Source organism: Microbacterium sp. ARD31, assembly GCF_031844425.1.
Genome location: NZ_JAUZVE010000019.1, coordinates 31,027 through 55,477 on the forward strand (window position 1 = coordinate 31,027; position 24,451 = coordinate 55,477).

At 72.0% G+C, this 24,451-nt stretch carries 30 protein-coding genes; 17 read left to right on the forward strand and 13 right to left on the reverse strand.

All coding sequences use genetic code 11. The features are described 5' to 3' along the window. Positions 1-57 precede the first annotated feature (57 nt). From Q9S36_RS30430 to Q9S36_RS30445, 4 genes are read left to right on the forward strand one after another with little or no spacing between them, the layout of a single operon-like run. On the forward strand, positions 58-612 hold the full coding sequence (locus Q9S36_RS30430; RefSeq protein ID WP_311288576.1) for a YqgE/AlgH family protein: 555 nt from the start codon (positions 58-60) through the stop codon (positions 610-612). Between the two features lie 23 nt (positions 613-635). Continuing rightward, complete coding sequence (locus tag Q9S36_RS30435; protein WP_311288577.1) at positions 636-917, forward strand: DUF3039 domain-containing protein; 282 nt, start codon at positions 636-638, stop codon at positions 915-917. Beyond that, a complete protein-coding gene (locus Q9S36_RS30440; RefSeq protein ID WP_311288578.1) occupies positions 914-2,692 on the forward strand; it encodes a DEAD/DEAH box helicase in 1,779 nt (592 codons plus the stop codon). The genes Q9S36_RS30435 and Q9S36_RS30440 overlap by 4 nt, the downstream gene beginning before the upstream one ends. A gap of 44 nt (positions 2,693-2,736) precedes the next feature. Further along, a complete protein-coding gene (locus tag Q9S36_RS30445) occupies positions 2,737-3,372 on the forward strand; it encodes a helix-turn-helix domain-containing protein (RefSeq protein ID WP_311288579.1) in 636 nt (211 codons plus the stop codon). A 4-nt stretch (positions 3,373-3,376) separates the two neighbouring features. Here Q9S36_RS30445 and Q9S36_RS30450 read toward each other — a convergent pair whose 3' ends face one another. Beyond that, a complete protein-coding gene (locus Q9S36_RS30450; RefSeq protein WP_311288580.1) occupies positions 3,377-3,874 on the reverse strand; it encodes a helix-turn-helix domain-containing protein in 498 nt (165 codons plus the stop codon). Between the two features lie 55 nt (positions 3,875-3,929). Here Q9S36_RS30450 and Q9S36_RS30455 point away from each other — a divergent pair, with 55 nt between their 5' ends. Then, the gene (locus Q9S36_RS30455; RefSeq protein ID WP_311288581.1) at positions 3,930-4,460 is read left to right on the forward strand and encodes a PaaI family thioesterase; all 531 of its coding nucleotides are present in this window, start codon (positions 3,930-3,932) and stop codon (positions 4,458-4,460) included. On the opposite strand, the gene Q9S36_RS30460 is transcribed toward Q9S36_RS30455, so the two are convergent. After that, positions 4,441-4,911 carry an Lrp/AsnC family transcriptional regulator gene (locus Q9S36_RS30460; RefSeq protein ID WP_311288582.1) on the reverse strand — a complete coding sequence of 157 codons (471 nt, stop codon included), beginning with the start codon at positions 4,909-4,911 and terminating at the stop codon, positions 4,441-4,443. The genes Q9S36_RS30455 and Q9S36_RS30460 overlap by 20 nt on opposite strands. Before the next feature lie 81 nt (positions 4,912-4,992). On the opposite strand from Q9S36_RS30460, the gene hppD reads away from it, so the two are divergent. Together hppD and Q9S36_RS30470 are read left to right on the forward strand one after the other, a co-directional pair. Next, the gene (hppD, locus tag Q9S36_RS30465; protein ID WP_311288583.1) at positions 4,993-6,225 is read left to right on the forward strand and encodes a 4-hydroxyphenylpyruvate dioxygenase; all 1,233 of its coding nucleotides are present in this window, start codon (positions 4,993-4,995) and stop codon (positions 6,223-6,225) included. A 153-nt stretch (positions 6,226-6,378) separates the two neighbouring features. Next, positions 6,379-7,188 (forward strand): helix-hairpin-helix domain-containing protein, encoded by an 810-nt coding sequence (locus Q9S36_RS30470; RefSeq protein ID WP_311288584.1) that lies wholly within the window; start codon positions 6,379-6,381, stop codon positions 7,186-7,188. Between the two features lie 17 nt (positions 7,189-7,205). Here the strand turns inward: Q9S36_RS30470 and Q9S36_RS30475 are convergent, their stop codons facing one another. Then, entirely contained in the window at positions 7,206-7,805 is a 600-nt protein-coding gene (locus Q9S36_RS30475) for a LysE family transporter (RefSeq protein ID WP_311288585.1), read from the reverse strand. A gap of 199 nt (positions 7,806-8,004) precedes the next feature. On the opposite strand from Q9S36_RS30475, the gene Q9S36_RS30480 reads away from it, so the two are divergent. From Q9S36_RS30480 to Q9S36_RS30490, 3 genes are all read left to right on the forward strand, one after another. Beyond that, positions 8,005-8,808 (forward strand): hypothetical protein, encoded by an 804-nt coding sequence (locus tag Q9S36_RS30480; protein ID WP_311288586.1) that lies wholly within the window; start codon positions 8,005-8,007, stop codon positions 8,806-8,808. 30 nt (positions 8,809-8,838) lie between these two features. Continuing rightward, on the forward strand, positions 8,839-9,750 hold the full coding sequence (locus tag Q9S36_RS30485; RefSeq protein WP_311288587.1) for a LysR family transcriptional regulator ArgP: 912 nt from the start codon (positions 8,839-8,841) through the stop codon (positions 9,748-9,750). A gap of 98 nt (positions 9,751-9,848) precedes the next feature. Next, positions 9,849-10,655 carry a hypothetical protein gene (locus tag Q9S36_RS30490; protein ID WP_311288588.1) on the forward strand — a complete coding sequence of 269 codons (807 nt, stop codon included), beginning with the start codon at positions 9,849-9,851 and terminating at the stop codon, positions 10,653-10,655. Between the two features lie 31 nt (positions 10,656-10,686). Here the strand turns inward: Q9S36_RS30490 and Q9S36_RS30495 are convergent, their stop codons facing one another. Genes Q9S36_RS30495 through Q9S36_RS30505 form a run of 3 tightly spaced genes read right to left on the reverse strand, consistent with a single transcriptional unit; the run spans position 10,687 to position 13,068 of the window. Beyond that, entirely contained in the window at positions 10,687-11,454 is a 768-nt protein-coding gene (locus Q9S36_RS30495; protein ID WP_311288589.1) for an amino acid ABC transporter ATP-binding protein, read from the reverse strand. After that, entirely contained in the window at positions 11,454-12,245 is a 792-nt protein-coding gene (locus Q9S36_RS30500) for an amino acid ABC transporter permease (RefSeq protein ID WP_311288590.1), read from the reverse strand. Before Q9S36_RS30500 ends, Q9S36_RS30495 begins: the two co-directional genes overlap by 1 nt. 34 nt (positions 12,246-12,279) lie before the next feature. After that, positions 12,280-13,068 (reverse strand): transporter substrate-binding domain-containing protein, encoded by a 789-nt coding sequence (locus tag Q9S36_RS30505; RefSeq protein WP_311288591.1) that lies wholly within the window; start codon positions 13,066-13,068, stop codon positions 12,280-12,282. 64 nt (positions 13,069-13,132) lie between these two features. On the opposite strand from Q9S36_RS30505, the gene Q9S36_RS30510 reads away from it, so the two are divergent. Continuing rightward, the gene (locus tag Q9S36_RS30510) at positions 13,133-13,672 is read left to right on the forward strand and encodes a DUF1697 domain-containing protein (RefSeq protein WP_311288592.1); all 540 of its coding nucleotides are present in this window, start codon (positions 13,133-13,135) and stop codon (positions 13,670-13,672) included. Between the two features lie 12 nt (positions 13,673-13,684). Here Q9S36_RS30510 and Q9S36_RS30515 read toward each other — a convergent pair whose 3' ends face one another. Both Q9S36_RS30515 and Q9S36_RS30520 read right to left on the reverse strand, forming a co-directional pair. After that, positions 13,685-14,260: an isochorismatase family protein gene (locus Q9S36_RS30515; RefSeq protein ID WP_311288593.1), complete on the reverse strand. Its 576-nt coding sequence runs from the start codon at positions 14,258-14,260 to the stop codon at positions 13,685-13,687. A 26-nt stretch (positions 14,261-14,286) separates the two neighbouring features. Further along, positions 14,287-15,531 carry a nicotinate phosphoribosyltransferase gene (locus Q9S36_RS30520; RefSeq protein ID WP_396653877.1) on the reverse strand — a complete coding sequence of 415 codons (1,245 nt, stop codon included), beginning with the start codon at positions 15,529-15,531 and terminating at the stop codon, positions 14,287-14,289. An 83-nt stretch (positions 15,532-15,614) separates the two neighbouring features. On the opposite strand from Q9S36_RS30520, the gene clpS reads away from it, so the two are divergent. From clpS to Q9S36_RS30535, 3 genes are read left to right on the forward strand one after another with little or no spacing between them, the layout of a single operon-like run. Beyond that, a complete protein-coding gene (gene clpS / locus Q9S36_RS30525; RefSeq protein ID WP_311288595.1) occupies positions 15,615-15,911 on the forward strand; it encodes an ATP-dependent Clp protease adapter ClpS in 297 nt (98 codons plus the stop codon). A 2-nt stretch (positions 15,912-15,913) separates the two neighbouring features. Next, positions 15,914-16,504 carry a DUF2017 domain-containing protein gene (locus Q9S36_RS30530; protein WP_311288596.1) on the forward strand — a complete coding sequence of 197 codons (591 nt, stop codon included), beginning with the start codon at positions 15,914-15,916 and terminating at the stop codon, positions 16,502-16,504. 18 nt (positions 16,505-16,522) lie between these two features. Then, entirely contained in the window at positions 16,523-17,728 is a 1,206-nt protein-coding gene (locus tag Q9S36_RS30535) for a DUF429 domain-containing protein (protein ID WP_311288597.1), read from the forward strand. A 23-nt stretch (positions 17,729-17,751) separates the two neighbouring features. Here the strand turns inward: Q9S36_RS30535 and Q9S36_RS30540 are convergent, their stop codons facing one another. Beyond that, entirely contained in the window at positions 17,752-19,005 is a 1,254-nt protein-coding gene (locus Q9S36_RS30540; RefSeq protein ID WP_311288598.1) for an MFS transporter, read from the reverse strand. A gap of 85 nt (positions 19,006-19,090) precedes the next feature. Here Q9S36_RS30540 and Q9S36_RS30545 point away from each other — a divergent pair, with 85 nt between their 5' ends. Then, on the forward strand, positions 19,091-19,540 hold the full coding sequence (locus Q9S36_RS30545) for a Mov34/MPN/PAD-1 family protein (RefSeq protein WP_396653870.1): 450 nt from the start codon (positions 19,091-19,093) through the stop codon (positions 19,538-19,540). After that, positions 19,540-19,827: a MoaD/ThiS family protein gene (locus tag Q9S36_RS30550; protein ID WP_311288599.1), complete on the forward strand. Its 288-nt coding sequence runs from the start codon at positions 19,540-19,542 to the stop codon at positions 19,825-19,827. Before Q9S36_RS30545 ends, Q9S36_RS30550 begins: the two co-directional genes overlap by 1 nt. A 19-nt stretch (positions 19,828-19,846) precedes the next feature. On the opposite strand, the gene Q9S36_RS30555 is transcribed toward Q9S36_RS30550, so the two are convergent. From Q9S36_RS30555 to Q9S36_RS30570, 4 genes are read right to left on the reverse strand one after another with little or no spacing between them, the layout of a single operon-like run. After that, a complete protein-coding gene (locus tag Q9S36_RS30555; RefSeq protein WP_311288600.1) occupies positions 19,847-20,509 on the reverse strand; it encodes a response regulator transcription factor in 663 nt (220 codons plus the stop codon). Further along, positions 20,506-21,669: a sensor histidine kinase gene (locus Q9S36_RS30560; RefSeq protein WP_311288601.1), complete on the reverse strand. Its 1,164-nt coding sequence runs from the start codon at positions 21,667-21,669 to the stop codon at positions 20,506-20,508. The genes Q9S36_RS30555 and Q9S36_RS30560 overlap by 4 nt, the downstream gene beginning before the upstream one ends. Positions 21,670-21,695: 26 nt before the next feature. Continuing rightward, positions 21,696-22,481, reverse strand: coding sequence for an ABC transporter permease (locus tag Q9S36_RS30565; RefSeq protein WP_311288602.1), 786 nt, complete (start codon positions 22,479-22,481; stop codon positions 21,696-21,698). Then, positions 22,478-23,401, reverse strand: a complete 924-nt coding sequence (locus Q9S36_RS30570) for an ABC transporter ATP-binding protein (RefSeq protein ID WP_311288603.1) — start codon at positions 23,399-23,401, stop codon at positions 22,478-22,480. Before Q9S36_RS30570 ends, Q9S36_RS30565 begins: the two co-directional genes overlap by 4 nt. 89 nt (positions 23,402-23,490) lie before the next feature. Between Q9S36_RS30570 and Q9S36_RS30575 the strand changes: the two genes are divergently transcribed. Next, complete coding sequence (locus Q9S36_RS30575) at positions 23,491-24,438, forward strand: cysteine synthase (protein ID WP_311288604.1); 948 nt, start codon at positions 23,491-23,493, stop codon at positions 24,436-24,438. Positions 24,439-24,451: the final 13 nt, after the last annotated feature.

A 24,451-nucleotide genomic window follows, 5' to 3' on the forward strand; every position in this document is an offset into this window, starting at 1 on the left:
TTCCGAGGACGGGAGGGAGACTCGCAGGACGGCCGATTGGTTGTCATAGTGGACGACATGCACCTGGCGTCGGGGATGCTGCTGGTGGCGACACCAGCGCTGCAGGACCCCAACTTCGCGGACACCGTCGTGCTGCTCCTCGACGTCACCGAGGAGGGCGCCCTCGGGGTGGTGCTCAACCGGCCCTCCCACATCCTGGTGGCCGACGTGCTCGAGGCGTGGCACGAGGTCGTCTCCGAGCCGGAGGTCCTCTTCCGCGGCGGCCCGGTCGGCACCGACGGCGCGCTCGCGGTCGCCCGGCTGCGTGACGTGCAGGACCCGCCGGTGGGCTGGCGACCCGTCGCCGGCCTGCTCGGCATGGTCGACCTCGACACCCCGGCCGAGCTCGTGGACGGCTCGCTGGCCACGATGCGGGTCTTCGCCGGATACGCCGGCTGGGGCGCGGGGCAGCTCGAGGGCGAGGTCGAGGAGGGCAGCTGGTACGTCGTCAGCAGCGAGGCCGGCGACGCGTTCCGCGACGACACGAGCGGCCTGTGGCGCGACGTGATGCGACGCCAGCCGGGCATGCTCGCCTGGCACGTGAACCGGCCCGTCGATCCCGACATGAACTGAGTCCCGAGTTAGGCTCTTCCATCATGAGCACCATCGGATTCTCCCCGGGCACCCAGACGATCGAAGAGCGTCAGACCGTCCCGACCGATGCGGGCGACCACGAGCGGTTCTCCCACTTCGTGCCCAAGGACAAGCTCACCGAGGCCATGGTCATGGGCACCCCCGTGATCGCGCTGTGCGGCAAGGTGTGGGTGCCCAGCCGGGCCCCGGAGAAGTACCCCGTGTGCCCGGAGTGCAAGGAGATCTGGGAGCAGCTCAACCCCGGTGACGACCAGTCCGGTGGCGACGCGGGCTCCGACGGGTGACGGGGCGGCCTGACGCGCCGCTGCCCCCCGCGTGGCCCGACCGGGCCGCCTGGGGCACCGCGCCCTCCCTCCGTGCCTGGCAGCAGGCGGCGATGGACCTCTACCAGTCCCGCCAGCCCCAGGACTTCCTCGCCGTGGCGACGCCGGGCGCGGGCAAGACGACGTTCGCGCTCACCGTCGCGGCCGACCTGCTGAGCCGTCGGGTCGTCGACCGGATCACCGTCGTCGCCCCCACCGAGCACCTCAAGACGCAGTGGGCCGAGGCCGCCGCCCGCGCCGGCATCCCGATCGACCCGACCTACTCCGCCGGCAAGGGCCGCACGTCCGACGACTACGTCGGCATCGCGGTCACCTACGCCGGCGTCGCGGTCAACCCGCTCGCGATGCGCATCCGCACCGAGCGCTTCAAGACCCTGGTCATCCTCGACGAGATCCACCACGCCGGTGACGCGCTGTCGTGGGGCGAGGGCGTCCGCGAGGCGTTCGACCCGGCTGCGCGTCGGCTCTCCCTGACCGGCACGCCGTTCCGCTCCGACATCAACCCGATCCCCTTCATCAGCTACGCCCCCGGCGAGGACGGCATCCCCACCTCGAAGGCCGACTTCACCTACGGCTACGCCCACGCCCTCGCCGACCACGTCGTGCGCCCCGTGCTGTTCATGGCGTACTCGGGGGAGATGCAGTGGCGCACCCGCGCCGGCGACGAGGTGGTCGCCCGGCTGGGCGAGCCGCTCACCAAGGACATGCACGCCCAGGCGCTGCGCACCGCGCTCGACCCGCAGGGGTCGTGGATCCCGGCGGTGCTGGAGGCCGCGGACCGGCGCCTGTCGGAGGTACGACGACACGTGCCCGACGCCGGCGGCCTGGTAATCGCCAGCGACCAGGACTCCGCCCGCGCCTATGCCGCCCTGCTGAAGAAGATCAGCGGCGAGGCGCCGACGGTGGTGCTGTCGGACGAGAAGGGCGCGTCGAAGAAGATCGCCACGTTCTCCGACTCCGACAAGCGCTGGATGGTCGCGGTCCGCATGGTCTCCGAGGGCGTCGACGTGCCGCGCCTGGCCGTCGGCGTGTGGGCGACCACCACCTCCACACCGCTGTTCTTCGCGCAGGCCGTCGGCCGCTTCGTGCGCGCCCGGTCGCGCGGGGAGACCGCCTCGGTGTTCCTGCCGTCGGTTCCGCACCTGCTCGAGTTCGCCTCCGACATGGAGGCCCAGCGCGACCACGTGCTGGGTCGGCGGGTGAGCGACGAGGACGACATCTTCGCCGCCGAGGAGGGCCTGCTCGCAGCGGCCAACGCGGAGGAGGCGGCCTCCGGCGAGCTCGAGATGTCGTGGGAGGCGCTCGGCTCGACGGCGTCCTTCGACCACGTCCTCTACGAGGGCGCCCAGTTCGGCCACTCCGGCGAGGTGCACGTGGGCTCCGAGGAGGAGATGGACTTCCTCGGGATCCCCGGCCTGCTCGAGCCCGACCAGGTGCGCGAGCTGCTGCACTCGCGCCAGAGCGAGCGGGCCCGCAGGCAGAAGAGCGAAGGTGGGGGAGACCGCGTCGTCGAGTCCGTCGAGCAGCTCACCACCCACCAGCAGCTCGGGGTGCTGCGCCGCGAGCTCAACGGGCTGGTCGCCGCCTGGCACCACCGCACGGGCCAGGCCCACGGGATCACCCACGCCGCCCTGCGCAAGGAGTGCGGCGGGCCGCCCGCGGCGGTGGCCAACGCCGAGCAGCTGCACGAGCGGATCAACCGGATCCGCGAGTGGGCGATGCGTCAGTCCTCCTGACGCACGCGGTGCGCGACCTCGTCGCGCCCCACTAGTGTCGTGACATGCCCGCGGAGACCTCGCAGACCCTCGACCGCGGCCTTCGCGTGCTCAAGGTGCTCGCCGAGAGCCCGGAGGGCCTGACCGTCACCGAGCTGTCCAACCGGCTGGTGGTCAACCGGACGGTCGTCTACCGGCTCATCAGCACCCTCGAGCAGCACGGCCTGGTGCGGCGCGACGCCCGCTCCCGGCTCTTCGTCGGGCTCGGCGTCCTCCAGCTGGCGGCGGCGGTCCAGCCGCTGCTGCGCGACCTCGCGATGCCGGTGCTCCGGTCGCTCGCCGAGGCGATCGGCTCGACGGCGCACCTGACCGTGGCCGACGGCGACGAGGCCCTGGCGCTCGCGGTGGTGGAGCCGACGTGGACCGACTTCCACGTCGCCTACCGCGTGGGCGCCCGCCACCCGCTCTCGCAGGGGGCGGCCGGCAAGGCCATCACCCTGCTCGACGGGGGCGAGTCGTCGTACGCCGTGACGAGCGGCGAGCTGCAGAGCGGGGCGCGCGGCCTGGCCGCCCCCGTGCGCGGCGTCGAGGGGCTGCGTGCGAGCGTCGGCATCGTCACCCTCGACGGCGCGATCGACGAGTCGGTGGTGGCCCCGCAGGTGATCGCCGCTGCGGCGGAGGTCGCCGAGCGCCTGCGGTGAGGCGTCAGCCCTCGCGGAACGGCCTGATGCCCGGGCCGGGGCGGGTGGCGACGTCGCGGCGACCGGTGACCTCGTGGCCGTCGCGGCAGCGCAGCACGACGTCGACCTGCGCGCCGCAGCCGACGTGCTCGAACTCGACGGGGGAGCCCTCGGGGTCGGCGAGGTAGCGGTCTCCCCAGGCGCGCACCGCGACCAGGACGGGGTAGAGGTCGAAGCCCTTGTCGGTGGGGCGGTACTCGTGCCGCTCGCGCTGGCCGGGCTCGCGGTAGGGCTCGCGGCGCAGGATGCCGGCGTCGACGAGCAGCGCGAGCCGGTTGGTGAGGACCTGCCGGGGGATGCCGGAGTGTCGCCGCATGTCGTCGAAGCGTCGTACGCCGTTGAACACCTCGCGCAGCACCACGAGGGTCCAGCGCTCGCCCAGCACCTCCATGGCGCGGCCGACCGTGCAGTTGTCCGTGGACCACTGGAGGGCGGTCGGTCCCGTACTGGCGGTGGCGGTCATGCCGCCAGCCTAGGTCTCGTTGACAGACTCAGGCAAGGAATGCGACGCTGGGTCCATGACGCAGACCCAGGACCGGACCCCGCCGGAGTACGCCACCGAGAGCCGCACCTTCTCCTGGGCCACGCCCGGCCAGGCCGACCTGACCCGGCTGCTCGAGCTCGACGGGCTCCAGCAGCTGCAGGCGATGCGCGACGGCGAGCTGCCGCACCCCCCGATCATGGACACGCTCGGGTTCACCGACCTGCGGCCGGAGCCCGGCCGGGTGGTCGTCGAGATGCCGGCTGCGGAGTTCCACTACAACCCGCTCGGCGGCGTGCACGGCGGGGTCATCTCGACCCTGCTCGACACCGCGGCGGCCTGCGCGGTGCACACCACCCTCGCGGTGGGGGAGACCTACACGTCGGTCGACCTGACGGTGAAGTTCCTGCGGCCGGTGACCGTCGACTCCGGGCTGCTGACCTGCGAGGGCACGGTGATCCAGCGCGGCCGGCGTACGGCCCTCGCGCAGGCGCAGCTCACCGACGGCGGCGGCCGGCTGGTGGCCCACGCGACGTCGACCTGCCTGATCATGCGGGCGGGCGGCTGACCGCCGTCGCGAGCGGCACGACGCGGTAGGGGATCTGCGTGGCCAGGGCGATGACGGTCGTCGAGCGCTCGATGCCGGGCTCGGTGAGGACGAGGTCGATGACGCGCTGGAGGTCGGAGTTCGAGCGCGCCACCACCCTCGCCCACATGTCGCCGGCGCCGGTGATCGTGTAGGCCTCGAGCACCTCCGGGATCTCGGCCAGGTGCCGCGCCACGGCGTCGTGGCCCGCGCCCTGGCGGATCTCGAGGGTCAGGAACGCCATCACGGGATAGCCGATCGCCTCCGCGGAGAGGTCTGGTCCCCAGCCGGTGATCACGCCTGCTGCGGTCAGCTTGTCGAGCCGCGCCTGGACGGTCCCGCGGGCGATCCCGAGACGCCGGCTCGCCTCGAGCACCCCGAGGCGGGGCTCGCCGGCGAAGAGCTCGATCATTCTGCTGTCGATCTCGTCCATCGGGCCCTCTCGACTGTGCAACTTGCGCAACGTTTCGTCGTACTGTTGCACACCTTGCGAGGTGTTGGGAGGGTTGGCCGCATGACGACTGACATCGCCTCGACCGGTGGCGCCCTGACCGTGGACGAGATGAAGGCCGACCTGTCCCTGGAGCAGCTGCGGCAGCTCGTGGGCCTCGTGGAGTACGACGCCGAGTCCGACCCCTTCCCGGTGACGGGCTGGGACGCGATCTGCTTCGTGGTCGGCAACGCGACCCAGGCGGCCCACTACTACGCCTCGGCCTGGGGCATGGACCTCGTCGCCTACTCCGGCCCGGAGAACGGCAACCGCGACCACAAGTCGTTCGTGCTCAAGTCGGGCTCGATCAAGTTCGTGCTGAGCGGCGCCGTCTCGCCCGACAGCGACCTGATCGCCCACCACGCCAAGCACGGTGACGGCGTGGTCGACATCGCCCTCGAGGTCCCGGACGTCGACCAGTGCATCCGCCAGGCCGTCTCGGCAGGCGCGACCGTCGTGCGCGAGCCCGAGACGATCAGCGACGAGCACGGCTCGGTCCGCATCGCCGCAATCGCGACCTACGGCGAGACCCGCCACACGCTCGTCCAGCGCACGGTCGACGGCCAGACCTACGCCGGCCCCTACCTCCCCGGCTACGTCGCCGTCGAGCCGCGCTGGCACAAGAAGGACGACCAGCCCAAACGCCTCTTCCAGGCGCTCGACCACATCGTCGGCAACGTCGAGCTCGGCAAGATGGACGAGTGGGTCGGCTTCTACAACCGGGTCATGGGCTTCGTGAACATGGCCGAGTTCATCGGTGACGACATCGCCACCGACTACTCCGCCCTGATGTCCAAGGTCGTCGCCAACGGCAACCACCGGGTGAAGTTCCCGCTCAACGAGCCCGCGGTGGCGAAGAAGAAGTCGCAGATCGACGAGTACCTCGAGTTCTACCGCGGCCCCGGCGCACAGCACCTCGCACTCGCCACGGGCGACATCATCTCCACCGTCGACGCGCTGCGCGCCAACGGCGTGGAGTTCCTCAACACCCCCGACTCCTACTACTCCGACCCCGAGCTGCGCGCGCGGATCGGCGAGGTGCGGGTGCCGATCGAGGAGCTGCAGAAGCGCGGCATCCTGGTCGACCGCGACGAGGACGGCTACCTGCTGCAGATCTTCACCAAGCCGCTCGGCGACCGGCCGACGGTGTTCTTCGAGCTCATCGAGCGCCACGGCTCCCTCGGCTTCGGCAAGGGCAACTTCAAGGCCCTCTTCGAGGCCATCGAGCGCGAGCAGGACAAGCGCGGCAACCTCTGACGGTCCGCGACGACCGTCGCGGCACACCGTGGAAGATCCGAGTCACCTGGTGGCTCGGATCTTCCACGTTCCGGCGGCGGTCCCCGGGATATCCGGTGACTCACGCCGCCGTCCGGCACGCCATCCCCCGCGCCGAGGTGGCAGGCTGGGCGCATGATGATCCGACCGGCCGAGCTGGCCGCGATCAAGGCCGGGAGGATCGACCTCGCCTTCCGGCGGTGGGCGAAGCCGCGGGTGGTCGTCGGCACACGGATGCGGACCGGGGTGGGCGTCATCGAGGTGACCTCGCTGGAGCAGGTCAGCGTGAGCCGGCTGCGGGCCGAGGACGCGCAGCGCGCGGGCGCGCCGTCGCTCGCGGCGCTCAAGCAGGCGCTGGCGGCTCGCCCCGACGACCCGGCGTGGCGCATCGGGCTGGCGTACGCCGGTCCCGACCCGCGCGAGGAGCTGCGCTCGCGGGTGCCCGACGCCGCGGAGATCGCCGAGATCGGCGCGCGGCTCGACCGCCTCGACGCGGCGTCGGCGTACGGGCCGTGGACGCGCGAGACGCTGGACCTCATCGACCGCAACCCGACCGTGCGCGCCCCGGACCTCGCGGCGCAGGTCGGCCGGGAGACTGCGGACTTCAAGAAGGACGTCCGCAAGCTCAAGGAGCTCGGCCTGACCGAGTCGCTGGCCATCGGCTACCTGCTGTCCCCGCGCGGTGAGGCGGTCGTCGACGCGGGGCTGCCGGAGCCCCGCGTGCGGGCGAAGCGCGAGCAGGGGACGCCGCTGCCGCGCTCGATCGGAGCACCCGCGACGCGGGCCCTGCGTGAGGCCGGCGTGACGACCCTGGAGAAGGTCGCGACCTTCTCCGCCGACGAGCTGGCCGCGATGCACGGCGTCGGCCCCATCGCCATCGCGCGACTGCGCGACGCGCTGGCCGAGCTGGGGAACGGACTGGCGGGGGAGCCCCGCAGCACCTAGAGCGGGGCGCCGCCGGGTCAGTGCGCCAGGAGTCCCACGCCGAGCGCGCCCATGACGACGGCGATCGCCGAGTCGAGCACCCGCCAGGCGGTCGGACGGGCGAAGAGCCCGCGGAGCAGCCGCGCGCCGTAGCCCAGCCCGAAGAACCACACGAGGCTCGCGATGAGGGTGCCGGTCAGGAACCACCAGCGGTCGGTGCCGAAGCTGTTGGCCACGGTGCCGAGCATCAGCACCGCGTCGAGGTAGAAGTGCGGGTTGAGCCACGTCAGCGCCAGGGTGAGCAGCACCGCCCGGCCGGGCGTGAGCGCGGCGCCCTCGCCCGCCTCGAGCGCCGCCGGCCGCCAGGCGCGCATCGCGGCGTGGATGCCGAAGGCGATCAGGTAGAGCCCGCCGAGCACCTGGGCGACCGGCAGGACCGCCGGCCATCGCTCGAGCACCACGCCCAGCCCGGCGACGCCGGCCGTGATCGCGACCACGTCGGAGAGCAGGCACGTCAGCACGATCGGCAGCACGTGCTCACCGCGGATCCCCTGGCGTAGGAGGAACGCGTTCTGGGCGCCGACGGCGACGATGAGGGCGAGTCCGGTCAGCAGACCGGTGAGGACAACCTGGAACATGCTGACAACGTTAGGACGGGAAACGTCTTCACTCCAGCGAAGGATTATGAGGAATCATTAGCAGGTCTAAGTATGATGGTCCTCACGCGGTCGGCCTCGGTCTTTCGAAATTGTGAGATCGCGCCACGATGTGGCCCCGCTCACATATCGTCGTGCCGGCTGCCAACGCCCGTGACCGCATCTGCCAAGGAGCTGAGCGATGCACCGTGATCCCAGGAGAGCCGTCGGGCTCGCCGCGATCCTCGTCGTGGCGCTCACAGCGTGCGGTGCGTCGGCGGACGACACCAAGGGTGGCGAGGGCGCTGCGGCCCAGTCCGAGAAGGAGCAGCTCCGCACCATGGTCGACCAGGTCGACGCGATGAAGGTCGTCGAGTGGCGCGGGCAGCTCCTCACGGCCAACCCGGACAGCGGTGGCAAGCAGATCCTCGAGCTGAGCGGCCGGTACGACCCGGGCTCGGGCTCGAGCACCCTGGCCATGGACTCCGTGCTCGACGGGGAGGTGCAGCAGGTCGACTACGTGGTGGTCGACGGCCGCACCTACTTCAACAGCGACGACTGGGGTGCCGGCGCCGAGGACTGCTACGTGGACATCACCGACGACGCCTCGCGCACCTGGGCGATCCCCAGGGACCTCGACCCGAGGTGGTCGGTGAACAAGGCGCGCGCGGTGCGCCCGATCGGCAGCGGCGTCGCCGTGGACGTCCGCGGGTCCAGGCTGATGGACGGGTTGCCCCGCGGCCTCTTCCAGGACGTCCCGGCCGCGGTGGACAAGATCAAGGTGAGGGCGATCGTGAAGGGACACGGCCCGCTCGTCGAGGTCGCCGTCGACGTGGCCGGCATGTGGGGCAAGGTCCCGCCGGAGGCGCTCGCGGGCTTCGACACCCGGCGCTCGGGCTGGTGGGCGATGACGATGCGGGAGTCGGGGGACGGCTCACCGATCGAGGAGCCCCGGCACGTGTTCGACAACACGGTCACCGCGCCGACCCAGTGCACACGCGCCTGACGTGCCTGCTCCCGACGGGCGACACCCGACGTGAGTGACCTGACCCAGCTCGACCCGGTGTCGTTGCGCACGCTCGCCGTGGCGGTGCGCCTCGGCACCTTCGAGGCGGCCGCGCGCGAGCTCCACGTGACCCCCTCGGCGGTGAGCCAGCGCATCAAGGCCCTGGAGACCCGGGTCGGCCGGGTGCTGCTCCACCGGGTCAAGCCGCTGGAGCCCACGGAGGCCGGACTGGTGCTGGTCCGCCTCGCCACGCAGACCGAGATCCTCGAGCGCGAGGCGGTCGCCGAGCTGGTCGAGGGGACCGACGCCGACGCGACGGCGTACACCTCCCTGCCCATCGCGGTGAACGCCGACGCGCTCTACGGCTGGTTCGTCGACGCCCTCGCCGAGGTGCAGTCGCGGCACCGGGTCGTGTTCGAGGTGGTGCGGGAGGACCACACGCGTACGGCGGAGCGGTTGCGGCGCGGCGAGGTCGTGGCGGCGATCACGGGCGAACCGAAGCCGGTGCCCGGCTGCCGGGTGGTGCGGCTGGGACGCCTGCGCTACGCGGCGGTCGCGACCGCGGACTTCCACGCCGCGCACTTCGCCGACGGCGTCGGGTCGGCCACGCTGGCCGAGGCACCGATCGTCGCCTTCGACCGCAACGACTCCCTCCAGCACGACTTCATCCGCCGGGTCACCCGCCGCCACCTCGCGCCGCCGGTGACGTACCTGCCCTCGGTGCGCGAGTTCGACCGCGCCATCCGCGTCGGCATGGGCTGGGGGTTGCTGCCCGAGTCGGACGTGGCGGGCGAGCTGGAGGAGGGCACGCTGGTCGAGCTCGTGCCGGGACGCCGGTCCGAGGTGGCCCTGTTCTGGCAGCACTGGCGGCTCGGGTCGACCCTGGTCGCCGACCTGACCGAGGAGGTCGTGGTGGCGGCGCGGCGCTGGATGGCGTCCTGAACGGATCCGTGATTCGCCTGACAGGCCGCGAAACCGGCCTCTAGGCTGCCGGGCGGGATGGGCACGGAGCTCGTCACGGATCGGATCGGGGACTCCCTGTGACTCGTCGCAACGTTACGTGGGCCGCTGCCCTCGCCACGGGGCTGCTCCTGACGCTCTCCGCCTGCGGCGGGTCCGGCGAGGCCGCGGCCACCAAGACCACCGACGTCCTCATGGAGGGCGAGCAGCTCGACGCCATGGTCGCGCAGGTGGAGAAGATGGGCATCATGGAGTGGCACGGCCAGCTGCTCACCAAGAACCCCGACAACGGCGGCAAGCGGATCTTCGACCTCGACGGCCGCTTCAGCCCCGCGACGGGCTACAGCCAGCTCTCCATGGACTCCGTCATCGACGGCAACGCCCAGCAGATCGACTACCTCGTCGTGGCCGGGCGCACGTACTTCAACAGCGAGGCGTGGGGCCCGAACGCGTCCTCGTGCTGGGCGGAGATCACCGACGACCAGAGCCGCAGCTGGGGCCTGCCCACGGACCTCGACCCGACCTGGCCGGTGACCGCGTCGCGCGCCATCCGGCTCGCCGGCGACGGCGTCGCGGTCGGCATCCCGGCCAAGAAGGTGCTCACCGGCATGCCACGGGGACTGTTCCCGGAGGTGCCCGAGGGCCTGGCCGACGTGGAGGCCAACGGCGTCGTGACGCCCCACGGCTCGCGCTTCATCGAGGTGAGCGTCGACGTGCTGAACATGTGGAACGACGTCTCCGAGGAGGCGCTCGCGAACATCGAGACGCGCAAGGCCGGCTGGTGGGCGATGACGATGAAGGAGTCGCAGGACGGCACTCCGATCGCGCCGCCGAAGTACGTCTTCGACCCGGCGCAGACGCCGCCGAGCCAGTGCAAGCGGGCCTGACCGGCTAGCGCACCACCCGTCAGAGCACCCGTCAGAGCACCTTCGAGAGGAACGACTGCGTCCTCTCGTGCTGCGGGTCGGCAAGCACCCGGCGGGGGTCCCCCTGCTCGACGATGACGCCGCCGTCCATGAAGACCAGGTTGTCGCCGACCTCGCGGGCGAAGCCCATCTCGTGGGTCACGACCATCATCGTCATGCCCTCGGCCGCCAGGTCCTTCATCACCGCGAGGACGTCGCCGACCAGCTCGGGGTCGAGCGCGGACGTCGGCTCGTCGAACAGCATCATGTCGGGGTTCATCGACAGCGCGCGGGCGATCGCGACGCGCTGCGACTGGCCTCCGGAGAGGTGGGCGGGGTAGGCCGACTCCTTCTCCGACAGGCCGACCTTGGCCAGGTTGGCGCGGGCGACCTCGACCGCCTCGTCCTTCGTGCGGCCCTTGACCTTCTCCTGCGCGATGGTCAGGTTGCGCAGGACGGTCATGTGCGGGAAGAGGTTGAACTGCTGGAAGACCATCCCGATCCGCGAGCGGAGCTTGTCGACGTCGGCGTCGGGATCGGTGATCTCCTCGCCCTCGACGAAGATCTTGCCGCTGGTGGGGGTCTCGAGCAGGTTCACGCAGCGCAGCAGGGTCGACTTGCCGGAGCCCGAGGGGCCGATGACGCAGACGACCTGGCCGTGCGGCACGTGGAAGTCGATGCCCTTGAGTACCTCGTTGTCGCCGAAGTACTTGTGGAGGTCCTGGACGTCGATCGCGGCGGTGGCGCGGTCGGCGGGGGTGGGAGTGGTGTCGGTGGTCATCAGCGGGCCCTCTCCGCGCGGCTCTCCATGCGACGTACGACGATCGACAGCGGCACCGTGATCAGCAGGTAGCACAGGCCGATCACGATGATCGGGGTCAGGTTGGAGGACGAGTTCATGCCCTCGCGTCCGAACTTGGTCAGCTCGTAGCCCGAGAGCGAGAGGCCGAGGATGTAGACCAGCGACGAGTCCTTGGTGAGCAGGATCAGCTCGTTCGTCAGCGGCGGCAGGATGATCCGGAACGCTTGAGGGACGACCACGCTGACCATGGCACGCCCGTGGGACATGCCGAGCGAGCGCGCCGCCTCCATCTGACCCTTCGGCACGGCCTGGATGCCGGCTCGGATCGTCTCGGCCATGTACGCCCCGCCGACGAGCCCGAGCGCCAGCGTGACCACCCCGAGGTTGCCGAACGGGATCTCGTACGCCGGGAACGCGAGGTTGAACCCGACGCTGAGGGCGATGAAGACGACCAGCGCCGGCAGACCGCGGAACAGCTCGATGACGCCAGTGGCGATCCATCGGTAGGGACCGACGCTCGAGAGCCGCATCAGCGCGAGGACCAGCCCCAGCAGCAGCCCGAAGGCGAAGCCGCACGCCGTGTAGATGATCGTGTTCTTGAGTGCGATCGTCAGGACGCGCGGGAACTGCTCCTTGACCAGCTCCCAGTTCCAGAAGGCTCGTTGGATCTGCCCCCAGTCCGCGACGAAGGCGATGACGAGCACCGCCGCGACGAGGACGGCGTACTGGACGTAGCGCCACCGGGCAGCGCGTTGACGGGGACTCGCCATGTACTCACATCACCTTCGTCGGCGGGCAGGGGCGTCACTCGGTGGGAGCGGTGCCGAACCACTTCTCGTAGACGGAGTCGTAGTCGTCGCTGGCGATGCCGTCGTTGATGGCAGTGAGGAGGTCGTCGTTGCCGTCCTTCTTCACCGAGAAGCCGTACTCCTCGCCGGTCTCGAACTCCGTGACCACCTCGACCTCGGGGTTCTCGCTGACGAAGTAGTTGAGCAGGCCGTTGTCGTTGACACCCGCGTCGGTCTTGCCGGTGAGCACCGCCTGCTGCATGAGGGAGGAGTCCTCGTAGGAGACGATCTCGGTGTCCTCCGGGGCGTTCTCCCGCACGTAGTCGGCGCCGGTCGTGCCGTCCTGGACCGCGACCTTCTTGCCGGCGAGGTCCTCCAGCGAGCTGATGCCGGAGCCGGTCTTCGTCATCAGCGCCTGGGTCGCCGTGAAGTAGGGGTCGGTGAAGTCCATCACCGCGGTGCGCTCATCGGTGATGGTCATCGCGCCTGCGGCAACGTCGCACTGGTTGGTGTTGAGCGCCTCACCCGTCGTGATGGTCTCCCAGGCGACATCGATGACCTCGGTCTCGAGGCCCTCCGCGTCAGCCGCGATCTTCAGCACGTCGACGTCGAACCCGACGACCTCGCCGCCCTCGGTGAACTCGAACGGCTCGTAGGGCAGGTGCGTGCAGATGGTGAGCGTGCCCGCCTTGACCAGCTTGAGGCCGGACTCCGTCGTCGTGGAGGTGTCGTCCTTGGCGCACCCGGCCGCGGTCAGGGCGAGAGCAAGGGAGCTGAATCCGATGGCGAGGGCTCGAGTGTTCATGACGACCAGACTAGACCGGGCGTGACCTGGGTCTCGCGCCACCTGCTGCGGGCATGATGTGCCCGTGCCCACCTACGTCGCCTTCCTGCGCGCGATCAACCTCGGCGCGAAGCGGAAGTTCCCCAAGGACGCCATCAAGGCCGCGACCGAGGCCGCCGGCGGCACGGACGTGGAGACCTACATCAACACCGGCAACGTCCGGCTCACCCACCCGGCCCGGTCGGTGACGAAGGTGCAGTCGGCGCTGGAGGAGGCGTACGCCGAGGCGGCCGGCTTCGAGGTCCCGACGGTCGTCTTCACGACGAAGGACCTCGCCGCGCTGACGGCCCGCGGCGAGGAGCTGGACGCGGGCCACGACGGCGACGTCGCCAACCACTACGTCACCCTCTTCGCGACGCCTCCCACCGCGGCGGCGGTGGAGGCCGCCCACGCCCTCGAGCACGCGGGGGAGCGCGTGGTGGTCGACGGTCGCGCCGCCTACGTCCTCCTCGACGGCAACATCCACACCTCGAAGCTGCTGTCCTCCAAGCAGTTCACGGCGCTCGGGCAGGGCACGGCGCGCACCATCAAGGTGCTGCGCGCCGTCACCGAGAAGTGGTGCTGAGCCGGTCCCCGCTCAGGCGATCTCGACGCCGGCGCCGGTCATCTCGGTGATCGCCGCAGCGGTCGTGTCCTCGGCCACGCCCGCGCACAGGGCTGTCAGGACCCGGGTCTCGAAGCCCTCCCGCGCGCCGTCGAGGGCCGTGGCCCGGACGCAGTGGTCGGTGGCGATGCCGCACACGTCGACCTCGGTCACCGACCGCTCGCGCAGCCAGTCGGCAAGCGCGGCGCCGGACGCCGTACGGCCCTCGAAGCCGGAGTACGCCGCCTGGTGCTCGCCCTTGTAGAACACCTCGTCGAAGGGCTGCGGGTCGAGGTTGGGGTGGAAGCCGGCGCCCTCGGTGCCGACCTTGCAGTGCACCGGCCACGACTGCGCGTAGTCGGGCTTGGCCGCCCAGTGGTCGCCCGGGTCGACGTGGTGGTCCTTGGTCGCCACCACCACGTGGTACGACGGCGCGCCCTCGCCCTTCGACGACCACCGGTGCAGGAGGTCGCCGATGTCGGCCGCCACGCGGGCACCACCGGCCACCGCGAGGGACCCGCCCTCGCAGAAGTCGTTCTGGACGTCGACCACGATCAGTGCCCGTGCCATGTCCCGAGCCTAGCGGGACGAGCGGGTCAGGCGCCCTCGTGGAGGGTCGGGATCACCGGCTCGCCGGCGGACATCATCGTGACCGCGCGGGGGAGCTCGGCGAGCGACGAGCGGTGGCGGTCGCGGGCCTCCTCGAGGGTGGCGCGGCCGACGACGCGGCCGGCCTCGACCAGCGGCACGAGCAGCGAGCGGTCGTCGCCGTCGTCCGCGGGCGGCTCGCCGATGCCGACGACCTCGGCCTGCGCCCGGCCCGAGGGGGAGCGGCGGCGCAGGGCGTACTTGCGGCCGCCGATGGAGGCCTTGTCGGTCGACCGCTTGGCGACCGAGACCATCGCCCCGTCGTCCCCCTCGCGGGCGACGAGCTTGTAGACGAAGCCGCACGTCGGGTGACCGGAGCCGGTCACCAGCTGGGTGCCGACGCCGTACGCGTCGACCGGCGCGGCGGCCAGCGCGGCGATGGCGTGCTCGTCGAGGTCGCTGGTGACGACGATCCGCGTCGAGGTCGCGCCCAGCCTGTCGAGCTGCTCGCGGACCTCGCGCGCCACCTCGGCGAGGTCGCCGGAGTCCAGGCGTACGGCGCCCAGGCCGGTGCCGGCCACGTCGACCGCGAGCGCGACCGCCTCGGCGACGTCGTAGGTGTCGACGAGCAGCGTGGTGCCGACGCCGAGGCTCTCCACCTGGGCGACGAACGCGTCGCGCTCGCTGTCGTGCAGGAGGGTGAACGAGTGGGCCGCCGTGCCCGTGCTGGGGACGCCGTGGAGGTGGCGCGCAGCCAGGTTGCTCGTCGCGTCGAAGCCGGCGACGTAGGCCGCCCGGGCCGCGGCGACGGCCGCCTGCTCGTGCGTGCGGCGCGAGCCCATCTCGATGCACGGCCGACCCGCAGCGGCGAGCGTCATCCGGGAGGCGGCCGAGGCGATCGCGGAGTCGTGGTTGTAGATCGAGAGCAGCACGGTCTCGAGCAGGACCGCCTCGGCGAAGGTGCCCTCCACCACGAGCAGCGGGGAGTAGGGGAAGTAGACCTCCCCCTCGGGATAGCCCCAGACGTCGCCGGAGAAGCGGTACGACGCCAGCCACTCGAGCATGTCCGGCTCGACGACCCCCTCCAGCATCGCGAGCGCCGGTGGGTCGAAGCGGAACGACTCGATGGCGTCCAGCGCGCGGCCGACGCCCGCCACGACGCCGTACCGGCGGCCCTCGGGGAGGCGGCGGGGGAACAGCTCGAACACCGACCGGCGGTCGGCTGTCCCGGCGTGCCGCGCCGCCTGCACCATGGTGAGCTCGTAGTGGTCGGTCAGCAGCGCCGTGGTGGCTGGGCTTGAGCTCGTCACGACCGACACTGTGCCACGATGGGCGCGTGTCAGCCGCCAGTCCCGTCGAGGTCGAACCGACCCAGGCTCCTGACGAGATCACCTTCCTCTCCAAGCCGTGGGTGACCCTCGTCTGGGACGACCCGGTCAACCTGATGTCCTACGTCGCCTACGTCTTCCAGAAGTACTTCGGCTACGACAAGGCCAAGGCCGAGAAGCTCATGCTCGAGGTCCACAACGACGGCAAGTCGGTGGTCTCGACGGGCACCCGCGAGGAGATGGAGCGCGACGTGCAGGCGATGCACGAGTACGGGCTCTGGGCGACGATGGAGAAGGCCACCTGAGGATGAGCGGGTTCGAGCACCACGTGAAGTCCGACCGGATCATCGCCACCTTCACCGGGTTCGAGGCCGACCTGCTCAGGTCGCTGGCCTCGCAGATGGTCGAGCTGCTGCGCAACGAGCGCGCCGAGCCGGCCCACCCGGCCGCGGACCCCTTCGACGCGCTGATGGCGGAGTTCTCCGGCGCCACGACCATCCCGGAGGACCCGGTGCTCGCCCGGCTGTTCCCGACGGCCTACCCCGACGACGAGGAGGCCGCCTCGGACTTCAGGCGCTTCACCGAGAGCGGGTTGCGCGACGGCAAGGCCGCGGCGGCCGGGCTGCTCATCGACACGCTCGAGGAGGCGGGCCTGCCGCCCGAGCTCACGGAGGAGGGCCTCGTCTTCGACGTCGAGCTGACCCGCGCCGAGGCCGAGACGTGGATGCGCGCGTTCACCGACATCCGGCTCGCCCTCGCCACCCGACTGGGCATCGAGGCCGGCGACGAGGACTACTGGCACTCGCTGCCCGACGACGACCCGCGGGCCCAGGCGCACGACATCTACGAGTGGGTGGGCTACCTCCAGGAGACCGTGGTCGAGGCGCTGACATCGTGAGCCCCTCGTGAGGGCGTCGTGAGCCCGATCCCCGACTTCGTCGTCGAGGTCCGCCGCAAGATCGGTCACGACCCGCTGTGGCTGCCGGGCGTCACGGCCGTGGTCCGCCGCGGCGACCAGGTGCTGCTCGTGGAGCGCGCCGACAACGGCCGCTGGGCGCCCGTCACCGGCATCCCCGACCCGGGCGAGGAGCCTGCCGTCGCCGCCGCGCGGGAGGCGCTGGAGGAGACCGGCGTCCGGATCCGTGTCGACCGGCTCGCCTCGACGGGCGTCCACGGCGAGATCGTGCACGCCAACGGCGACCGGGCGACGTACCTCGACCTCACCTTCGCCTGCACGTGGGTCGAGGGCGAGGCGCACGTCGCCGACGACGAGTCCACGCAGGTGCGCTGGTGGCCGATCTCCTCGCTCCCGCCCATGGAGGACGTCATGCGCGCGCGGATCGACGCGGCGCTCAGCGGCGAGCGCGAGGCGAGGTACGTCGCCCCCGCCGGGCAGGACGACCACGAGCCGCCTCCGGTCCTCGCGCCGCCCGCGCCGGTCCTCGGCGTCGACGCCTGTCCGTCGGGCTGGGTGGGCGTGGTCCTCGACACCGACCTCCGCGCCTCCGTCTTCGTCGCCCCGACCATCGCCGGGCTGGTCGACCTGGTGCGGGAGAGCCACGACGTGGCGGTGGTCGGCATCGACATCCCCATCGGCCTGCCCGACAGCGGCGGCCGGCTCGCCGACGCCGAGGCCCGGCGCGAGCTGGTCGGCAAGTCCTCGTCGCTCTTCAGCACGCCGGTGCGCGCAGCGCTCGAGGCGGCGACCTACGAGGAGGGCCGCGCCGCCAACCTCGCCGCGACCGAGGGGCGCACGAGCGTCAGCGCCCAGGCGTACGCCTTGCGCGAGAAGGTGCTCCAGGTGGATGCCTGGGTACGCGCGGAGCCGGGCGTGGCGGTCGTCGAGGTGCACCCCGAGCTGAGCTTCGCCCGGATGGCCGGCCACCCGCTGCTGGAGCGCAAGAAGGACGCCGACGGCGTGCGCGTACGCCGCGAGGCCCTCGCCGCGCACGGCATCGTCGCGCCGCCGTGGTTCCGCGGGTCCGGCTTCGGCGAGGACGACCTCCTCGACGCCTGCGCGGTCGCGTGGACCGCCGTACGCCACTCGCTGGGCGTCTCGGAGTCGTTCCCGGCCACTCCGGAGGTGTTCTCCGACGGGATCCCGGCGGCGATCCGCGCGTAGGGCCTCCACGTCTGGCCGGGCGACTAGCCCGAGTGCGTGAGCACCCCGTAGCGCTCGCGCGACGCCAGCGCCCAGCGGGAGACCGGCACGGACACCGCGGCCACGGCGAGCATCAGCGCCGCCAGGACCAGCCAGCCGGCCTCGCCCATCTCGACGCAGAGGAGCGTCACGACCGGCGGCCCGACGACCGCGATGACGCTGAAGCCGAGGCCGGCGAAGCCCTGGTACTGGCCCTGCCGCTCGTGCGGGGCGAGGCCCATCTGCAGGCCCCACTGGCCGCCCGAACCGATCATCTCGCCGACCACGTGGGCGAGGGACCCGAGGACCAGCACGACGACGGCGAAGGTGGCGTCCCCGCGGTCGGCGAGCGACACCACGGCGAACCCAACGGCGATCCACACCGCCCCGCGCAGGAGGGCGCGGGACCCGGCCTCGACCGAGTCCGCGCGGCGGGAGAGCCGCACCTGGAACAGCGCGACGCAGGCGGTGTTCAGCACGAGCAGGATCGCCACCATGACCGGCGGGGCCGCCGTGCGCTCCGAGATGTAGAGCGCCAGGCCGAGCTCCATGACGAAGAAGTGGAGGGAGTAGAAGCCGGTGAGCGCGACGACCACGACGTAGGGCCAGTCGCGCAGCACCGCGAGCCGCGGCTCGCCCTCGATCCGCACGTAGCCGGGGAGGTCAGGCAACCGCGTCGAGTTCCACGCCGCGAAGCCGGTGAAGACGGCGTTGATGAGGAAGACCGAGACATAGGCCCACGGCTCGTCGATGACGAGGGCCGCTCCGCCGAACACGGACCCGAGGCCGATCGCGGTGTTGGTGACCGCGCGCAGGTAGGCCTTGAACAGCACGCCGCGACCGCCCGTGGCGAGCTGCGCGATCACGCCCTGCTGGACCGAGCCGGCCGAGCGCTCGAAGAACGCGAGCAGCGACAGCAGCAGCGCGAGCTGCCACGGCGTACGAGCCAGCACGGGAAGCGCGCTGGTCAGCGCGGCGCCGGTCATGCACAGCGTGAGCACGCGCCGCGGTCCGCGCGTGTCGCCGAGGTGGCCCGCCGGGACCTGGACGAGGATGCCGACGATCGCCGAGACCGAGATGGCGAGCGCGACCTCCGCGGCGGAGAAGCCGACCTGCCGGGTGAAGTAGAGGGCGCTGGTCGTCATGACAGCACCGCCGCCGAACCGGTTCGCGAACGACCCCAGCGCGAGGACGCGCAGGTCCCGCTCGACCGGGATGCCCCGGCGGGTCAGCGGCGCGTGCGCCTGCGTGACCGACATCTGTCCCCCTCGAAAGTCTCTCGATGTCAAGACTATGTGGTGAGACGCGCGGTCGCGGCACCGGTGGCCTGCCTAGGCTGGCGACGTGCTGACGATCGACCAGGAGACGTACGACGCCATCGTGGCGCACGCCAGGCGCGACCACCCCGACGAGGCGTGCGGGGTGGTGGCCGGCCCGGAGGGCAGCGACCGTCCGGAGCGGTTCATCCCGATGGTGAACGCCGCGGGCAGCCCGACGTTCTACGAGTTCGACTCCACCGAGCTGCTGGCGCTCTACAAGGACATGGACGCCCGCGACGAGGAGCCGGTCGTCATCTACCACTCCCACACCGCCACCGAGGCCTACCCGAGCCGCACGGACATCGGGCTGGCCAGCGAGCCCAACGCCCACTACGTGCTCGTCAGCACACGCGAGCACGGGAATAGTGAGGGTCCGGTGGAGTTCAGGTCCTACAGAATCATCGACGGTGTCGTGACCGAAGAGGACGTCACGGTCACCCCGACCCCCGAGCACCAGAGAGCGAGCACCCCCTGATGGCCATCGAGGTCCGCATCCCCACGATCCTCCGCACCTACACCGACGGCGCCAAGGCCGTCGAGGCCTCGGGCTCCACCTTGACGGCGCTGATCGACGACCTCGAGGGCAACCACCCCGGCATCAAGGAGCGGCTCGTCGAGACCAAGGACGGCTCGGAGGACCTGCGCCGCTTCGTCAACGTTTACATCAACGACGAGGACGTGCGCTTCATCGGCGGCCTCGGCGCCGAGGTCTCCGACGGCGACCAGGTCGTCGTGCTGCCGGCCGTCGCCGGCGGCTGCTGAGCCCGGCCCGTCAGCGGCCTCAGCCCAGGATCCCGCGCTCGTACGCCGTCGCCACCGCGGCGGCGCGGTCGCTGACGCCGAGCTTCTCGTAGACGTGCACGAGGTGCGTCTTGACCGTCGCCTCGCTGACGAACAGCTGCTCGGCGATCACCCGGTTGGACCGGCCGCGCGCCACCAGCGCGAGCACCTCGCGCTCCCGCGCGCTGAGCACCCCGGAGGCGGACGGCCGGCGCACGTGCGAGGCCAGGCGCGACGCCACGGCTGGTGACAGCACGGTCTCGCCGGCCGCGGTCGCGCGGACCGCGTCGAAGAGCGTCTCGGCGGGGGTGTCCTTCAGGAGGTAGCCCGTCGCGCCCGCCTCGATCGCGGCGACGGTGTCGGAGTCGGTGTCGTACGTCGTCAGGACGAGCACGGCGGCGCGGGCGCCGCGGGCGCGCAGCTCGCGGAGCGCGTCGACGCCTCCGCCGCCGGGCATCCGCAGGTCCATCACGACGACGTCGGGGTCGGTCGCGAGCACCCGCTCCACCGCCTCGGGACCGCTGGCGGCCTCGCCGACGACCTCGAAGCCCGCCACGCCGGCGAGCATGCTGCGCACCCCGTCGCGCACGACCGGGTGGTCGTCGACGACGACGATCGTGATCGGGGTGGGGATCGGGGTGGGGGTCCTCGCGTCGGGTCTCATGCGGCCTCCCGGGTCAGCGCAGGCAGGCGCGCCGAGACCGCGGTCCCGCGCCCCGCGCCGGACTCCAGCGTGAGGTCGCCGGCCAGGCGGGCGACCCGCTGGCGCATGCCGCGCAGCCCGAAGGAGCTCGACGCGGGCGGCGCGCCGACGTCGAAGCCGACCCCGTCGTCGCGCACGTCGAGGACGACCTCGTCGCCGTCGTAGGACAGCGTGACCCCGACCCGGGTCGCCGCTGCGTGCTTGGCGACGTTGGCCAGCGACTCCTGCGCGACCCGCAGCACGGTCGCCTCCACCTCCGGGTGCAGCGGCACCGGGTCGCCGACCACGACGGCGTCGGCGCGCACGGCGTGCGCCGACGACCAGGCCGCCACCACCCCCGACAGCGCGTCGGCCAGCGTCGCCCCGTCGAGGTCGCCCGGGGACAGGTCGAGCATCGAACGGCGCGCTTCGGCCAGCGCCAGTCGGGCGAGGTCCAGCGCGCGCTGCTGGCGCTCCCCGCCGACCGACGCCTCGAGCTGGGTGACGATGCCGGCGAGGCTCTGGGCGGTGGTGTCGTGGATCTCCCGCGCCAGCCGGGCCCGTTCCTCCTGGACGCCCGCGAGCCGCGCCTGGTCGACCAGCCGCGCGTGGAGCGCCTCGTTCTCCGCCATCGCCTGCTCGAGCTCGGCGTTGAGGCGGGCGAGCTCCTCGGCGCGCTGCTCGGTGCGCAGGCCCATGTTCATGAACGCGACCGCGAGCCCGCCGTTGACGAGGACCAGCGCGGCGAACAGCGCGGCCTGGCCGGCGCTCTCGGGGGGCAGCCCGCCCGACTGCGCCCCGGCCTGGGTGACCGCGACGACGAGCACCGCGACGTGCACCCAGCGGCGGTCGAGGGCGTCCCACGCGTCGATGAAGCCGAAGAAGCCGAAGATGGCGTAGAGCGGGTTGAGCCAGCACAGCACGAAGGCCAGCGCGGTGCGCCCGACGTAGTGGAGCGCGCCGGGGCTCGGGGTCAGGAGCATCCACGCAGCAGTGGCGCCGGCGATCGCGAGGGTCGGCGGGACCGGGGCGGCCGCGTCGCCCATCGAGGGCGAGGCGACCACCGCCACCAGGCTGGACAGGCCGAGCAGGCCGAACGGCAGCCAGCGCAACCAGCGCTCCTCCACCGGCTCCCCCGTCACGGCGCCATCTTGGCAGGTCGTGGGCCTCACTCCCACCGGAACAGCCTCACCGCCACGAGCGACAGCACCACTGTCCAGCCGCCCATCACGGCGAGGTCCAGGAGGTCGGGACGCAACCCCTGCAGGGCGTCGTTGAGGGCCTCGGCGCCGGCTCCGAGCGGGGTGAGGACGACCACGTCGCGCAGCCAGCCACCCATGGACTGGACCGGGAACCACAGCCCCGAGCTGAACATGAGGGGGAAGAACACGATGGTCCCGACGGTCTGCACGACGCGGGTGTTGGGTGACACCGACGTCACCGCGGCGCCGATGGAGAACGCCGCAGCGGTGGCCAGCACGCCGCTGGCGGCGTACCAGCCCACCGAGCCCGGCAGGGGTACGTCGAACAGCACGCGCGCGGTGCCGAGCGCGAGGACTGCGGACACCAGGACGGCGCCGGCGTGGAGCACCACCTGGGAGCCCAGCAGCATCGCGGGGTGCACCGGGGTGGTCCGGAGCCGGCGCAGCACCCCGCTCTCGCGGTAACCCGCCACGACGGGAGGCATCGCCATCAGCGCCGCCATGATCATCGCCAGCAGCACCACGACGGAGGCGTAGAGGTCGATGACGCGCTGACCGCCGAGCGCCGCGTCGGGCTCGCCGAAGTCGGGCACCAGCCCCAGCACCGCCAGCAGCAGCGTCGGGAAGAGCAGGATCCAGAACAGCGAGCCGAGCTCGCGGGTGAAGAGGGTGGCCTCCGTGCGGAGCACGGCGAGCGCCGCCCGGCGCGCGCTGCCCGTCTGCGGGGTGGGGGATGCGTCGGTGGCGGTCATGCGGGCTGCTCCTCGGTCTCGGCGTCCAGTGGGGTGTCGGTGAGCTGGAGGTAGGCGGTGTCGAGGGTGCCGTCCACGACCCGGAGGGCCGACGGGGTCACCCGCTGCCGGCGCAGTCCGTCGAGGACGTCCAGGGCGGCCCCGTCACGCCCCTCGACCACGATCCGCCCGGCGTCGGTGCGGACCGAGGAGACGGACGCGAGCTCGCGCAGGGACTCCAGGTCGACGGCCTCGTCGGCGGCGAACGACGTGACGGTGGCCGCGGTCGCGCCCGCGATGAGGCCGCCGGGGGTGTCGAGGGCGCGGATCCGGCCCCGGTCCACGATGGCGATCCGGTCGCAGAGCTGCTCGGCCTCCTCCATGGAGTGGGTGACCAGCAGGACCGTCACACCGTCGGCGCGCAGGTCGCGCACCACCTCCCACACGCCGCGGCGCGCGCGGGGGTCGAGGCCGGTGCTCAGCTCGTCGAGGATCACCACGCGGGGACGACCGACCAGCGCCAGGGCGATCGAGAGCCGCTGCTGCTGGCCGCCGCTGAGGTCGCGGAACCTCGTCGTGGTCCGCTCCTCGAGCCCGAGCCGCCCGACGAGCCCGCGCCACGGCACGGGGTCGTCGTACAGCGCGGACCACAGGCGCATCGCCTCGGCCACGGTGATCTTCGGCTGCAGCCGGCTCTCCTGCAGCTGCACGCCGAGGACGCGCGTCAGCCGGGCGCGGTCGGCGACGGGGTCCAGTCCGGCCACGCGCACGGTGCCCGCGTCCGGGACGCGGAGACCGGCGACGCACTCGACCGTCGTGGTCTTGCCGGCGCCGTTCGGTCCGAGGATGCCCAGCACCTCGCCCTCGCCGACCTCGAGGGAGATGTCGTCCACGGCGACCTTGTCGCCGTAGGCCTTGCGCAGGCCGGAGATCGTGATCATGGGTCGAGCCTGCTCGACCGCACCGTCTCGCACATCGGGCAATCAGCGCTGCCGGCCATCCACCGATCGGTGGATGTCATGCTTGCCGCATGCGCTTCGACAGCCTGCTGGAGTCCGTCGGCGGCACGCCCCTCGTCGGCCTGCCGCGGCTCTCGCCGAGCCCCGACGTCCGCATCTGGGCCAAGCTCGAGGACCGCAACCCGACGGGCTCGATCAAGGACCGGCCCGCGCTGCGGATGATCGAGCAGGCCGAGAAGGACGGCACCCTGCGTCCCGGCTGCACGATCCTCGAGCCGACGAGCGGCAACACCGGCATCTCGCTGGCGATGGCGGCGAAGCTCAAGGGCTACCGCATCGTGTGCGTGATGCCCGAGAACACCTCCGAGGAGCGGCGCCAGCTGCTGCGGATGTGGGGGGCCGAGATCGTCTCCTCGCCCGCCGCCGGCGGCTCCAACGAGGCCGTGCGCGTGGCGAAGAAGATCGCGGGCGAGCACCCCGACTGGGTCATGCTCTACCAGTACGGCAACGACGCGAACGCCCTCGCGCACGAGGAGGGCACCGGCCCCGAGCTGCTCGCCGACCTCCCCGGGATCACCCACTTCGTCGCCGGTCTCGGCACGACCGGCACGCTCATGGGCGTCTCCCGCTTCTTCCGCCGCGCCAAGCCCGACGTGCGGATCGTGGCGGCCGAGCCGCGCTACGGCGAGCTGGTCTACGGACTGCGCAACCTCGACGAGGGCTTCGTGCCCGAGCTGTACGACGCCTCCCTCATCGACGCCCGGTTCAGCGTCGGCCCGCGCGACGCCGTGCGCCGGGTGCGTGAGCTGCTCGAGCTCGAGGGGATCTTCGCCGGCATCTCCACCGGCGCCATCCTGCACGCCGCGCTCGGGCAGGCGGCCAAGGCCGTCAAGGCGGGGGAGCGCGCCGACATCGCCTTCGTCGTCTGCGACGGCGGGTGGAAGTACCTCTCCACCGGTGCCTACGAGGGCACCGTCGACGACGCCGAGGACGCGCTCGACGGCCAGCTCTGGGCCTAGGGGCACGCCCGCG

Excerpts from the sequence above, each read along its gene's own strand:
- Q9S36_RS30430 (WP_311288576.1), top strand. The coding sequence starts at position 58 with ATGCACCTGGCGTCGGGGATGCTGCTGGTGGCGACACCAGCGCTGCAG.
- Q9S36_RS30435 (WP_311288577.1), top strand. The coding sequence starts at position 636 with ATGAGCACCATCGGATTCTCCCCGGGCACCCAGACGATCGAAGAGCGT.
- Q9S36_RS30445 (WP_311288579.1), top strand. The coding sequence starts at position 2,737 with ATGCCCGCGGAGACCTCGCAGACCCTCGACCGCGGCCTTCGCGTGCTC.
- Q9S36_RS30450 (WP_311288580.1), bottom strand. The coding sequence starts at position 3,874 with ATGACCGCCACCGCCAGTACGGGACCGACCGCCCTCCAGTGGTCCACG.
- Q9S36_RS30455 (WP_311288581.1), top strand. The coding sequence starts at position 3,930 with ATGACGCAGACCCAGGACCGGACCCCGCCGGAGTACGCCACCGAGAGC.
- Q9S36_RS30460 (WP_311288582.1), bottom strand. The coding sequence starts at position 4,911 with ATGGACGAGATCGACAGCAGAATGATCGAGCTCTTCGCCGGCGAGCCC.
- hppD (WP_311288583.1), top strand. The coding sequence starts at position 4,993 with ATGACGACTGACATCGCCTCGACCGGTGGCGCCCTGACCGTGGACGAG.
- Q9S36_RS30470 (WP_311288584.1), top strand. The coding sequence starts at position 6,379 with ATGATGATCCGACCGGCCGAGCTGGCCGCGATCAAGGCCGGGAGGATC.
- Q9S36_RS30475 (WP_311288585.1), bottom strand. The coding sequence starts at position 7,805 with ATGTTCCAGGTTGTCCTCACCGGTCTGCTGACCGGACTCGCCCTCATC.
- Q9S36_RS30480 (WP_311288586.1), top strand. The coding sequence starts at position 8,005 with ATGCACCGTGATCCCAGGAGAGCCGTCGGGCTCGCCGCGATCCTCGTC.
- Q9S36_RS30495 (WP_311288589.1), bottom strand. The coding sequence starts at position 11,454 with ATGACCACCGACACCACTCCCACCCCCGCCGACCGCGCCACCGCCGCG.
- Q9S36_RS30500 (WP_311288590.1), bottom strand. The coding sequence starts at position 12,245 with ATGGCGAGTCCCCGTCAACGCGCTGCCCGGTGGCGCTACGTCCAGTAC.
- Q9S36_RS30505 (WP_311288591.1), bottom strand. The coding sequence starts at position 13,068 with ATGAACACTCGAGCCCTCGCCATCGGATTCAGCTCCCTTGCTCTCGCC.
- Q9S36_RS30515 (WP_311288593.1), bottom strand. The coding sequence starts at position 14,260 with ATGGCACGGGCACTGATCGTGGTCGACGTCCAGAACGACTTCTGCGAG.
- Q9S36_RS30520 (WP_396653877.1), bottom strand. The coding sequence starts at position 15,531 with ATGGTGCAGGCGGCGCGGCACGCCGGGACAGCCGACCGCCGGTCGGTG.
- Q9S36_RS30530 (WP_311288596.1), top strand. The coding sequence starts at position 15,914 with ATGAGCGGGTTCGAGCACCACGTGAAGTCCGACCGGATCATCGCCACC.
- Q9S36_RS30540 (WP_311288598.1), bottom strand. The coding sequence starts at position 19,005 with ATGTCGGTCACGCAGGCGCACGCGCCGCTGACCCGCCGGGGCATCCCG.
- Q9S36_RS30550 (WP_311288599.1), top strand. The coding sequence starts at position 19,540 with ATGGCCATCGAGGTCCGCATCCCCACGATCCTCCGCACCTACACCGAC.
- Q9S36_RS30555 (WP_311288600.1), bottom strand. The coding sequence starts at position 20,509 with ATGAGACCCGACGCGAGGACCCCCACCCCGATCCCCACCCCGATCACG.
- Q9S36_RS30565 (WP_311288602.1), bottom strand. The coding sequence starts at position 22,481 with ATGACCGCCACCGACGCATCCCCCACCCCGCAGACGGGCAGCGCGCGC.
- Q9S36_RS30570 (WP_311288603.1), bottom strand. The coding sequence starts at position 23,401 with ATGATCACGATCTCCGGCCTGCGCAAGGCCTACGGCGACAAGGTCGCC.
- Q9S36_RS30575 (WP_311288604.1), top strand. The coding sequence starts at position 23,491 with ATGCGCTTCGACAGCCTGCTGGAGTCCGTCGGCGGCACGCCCCTCGTC.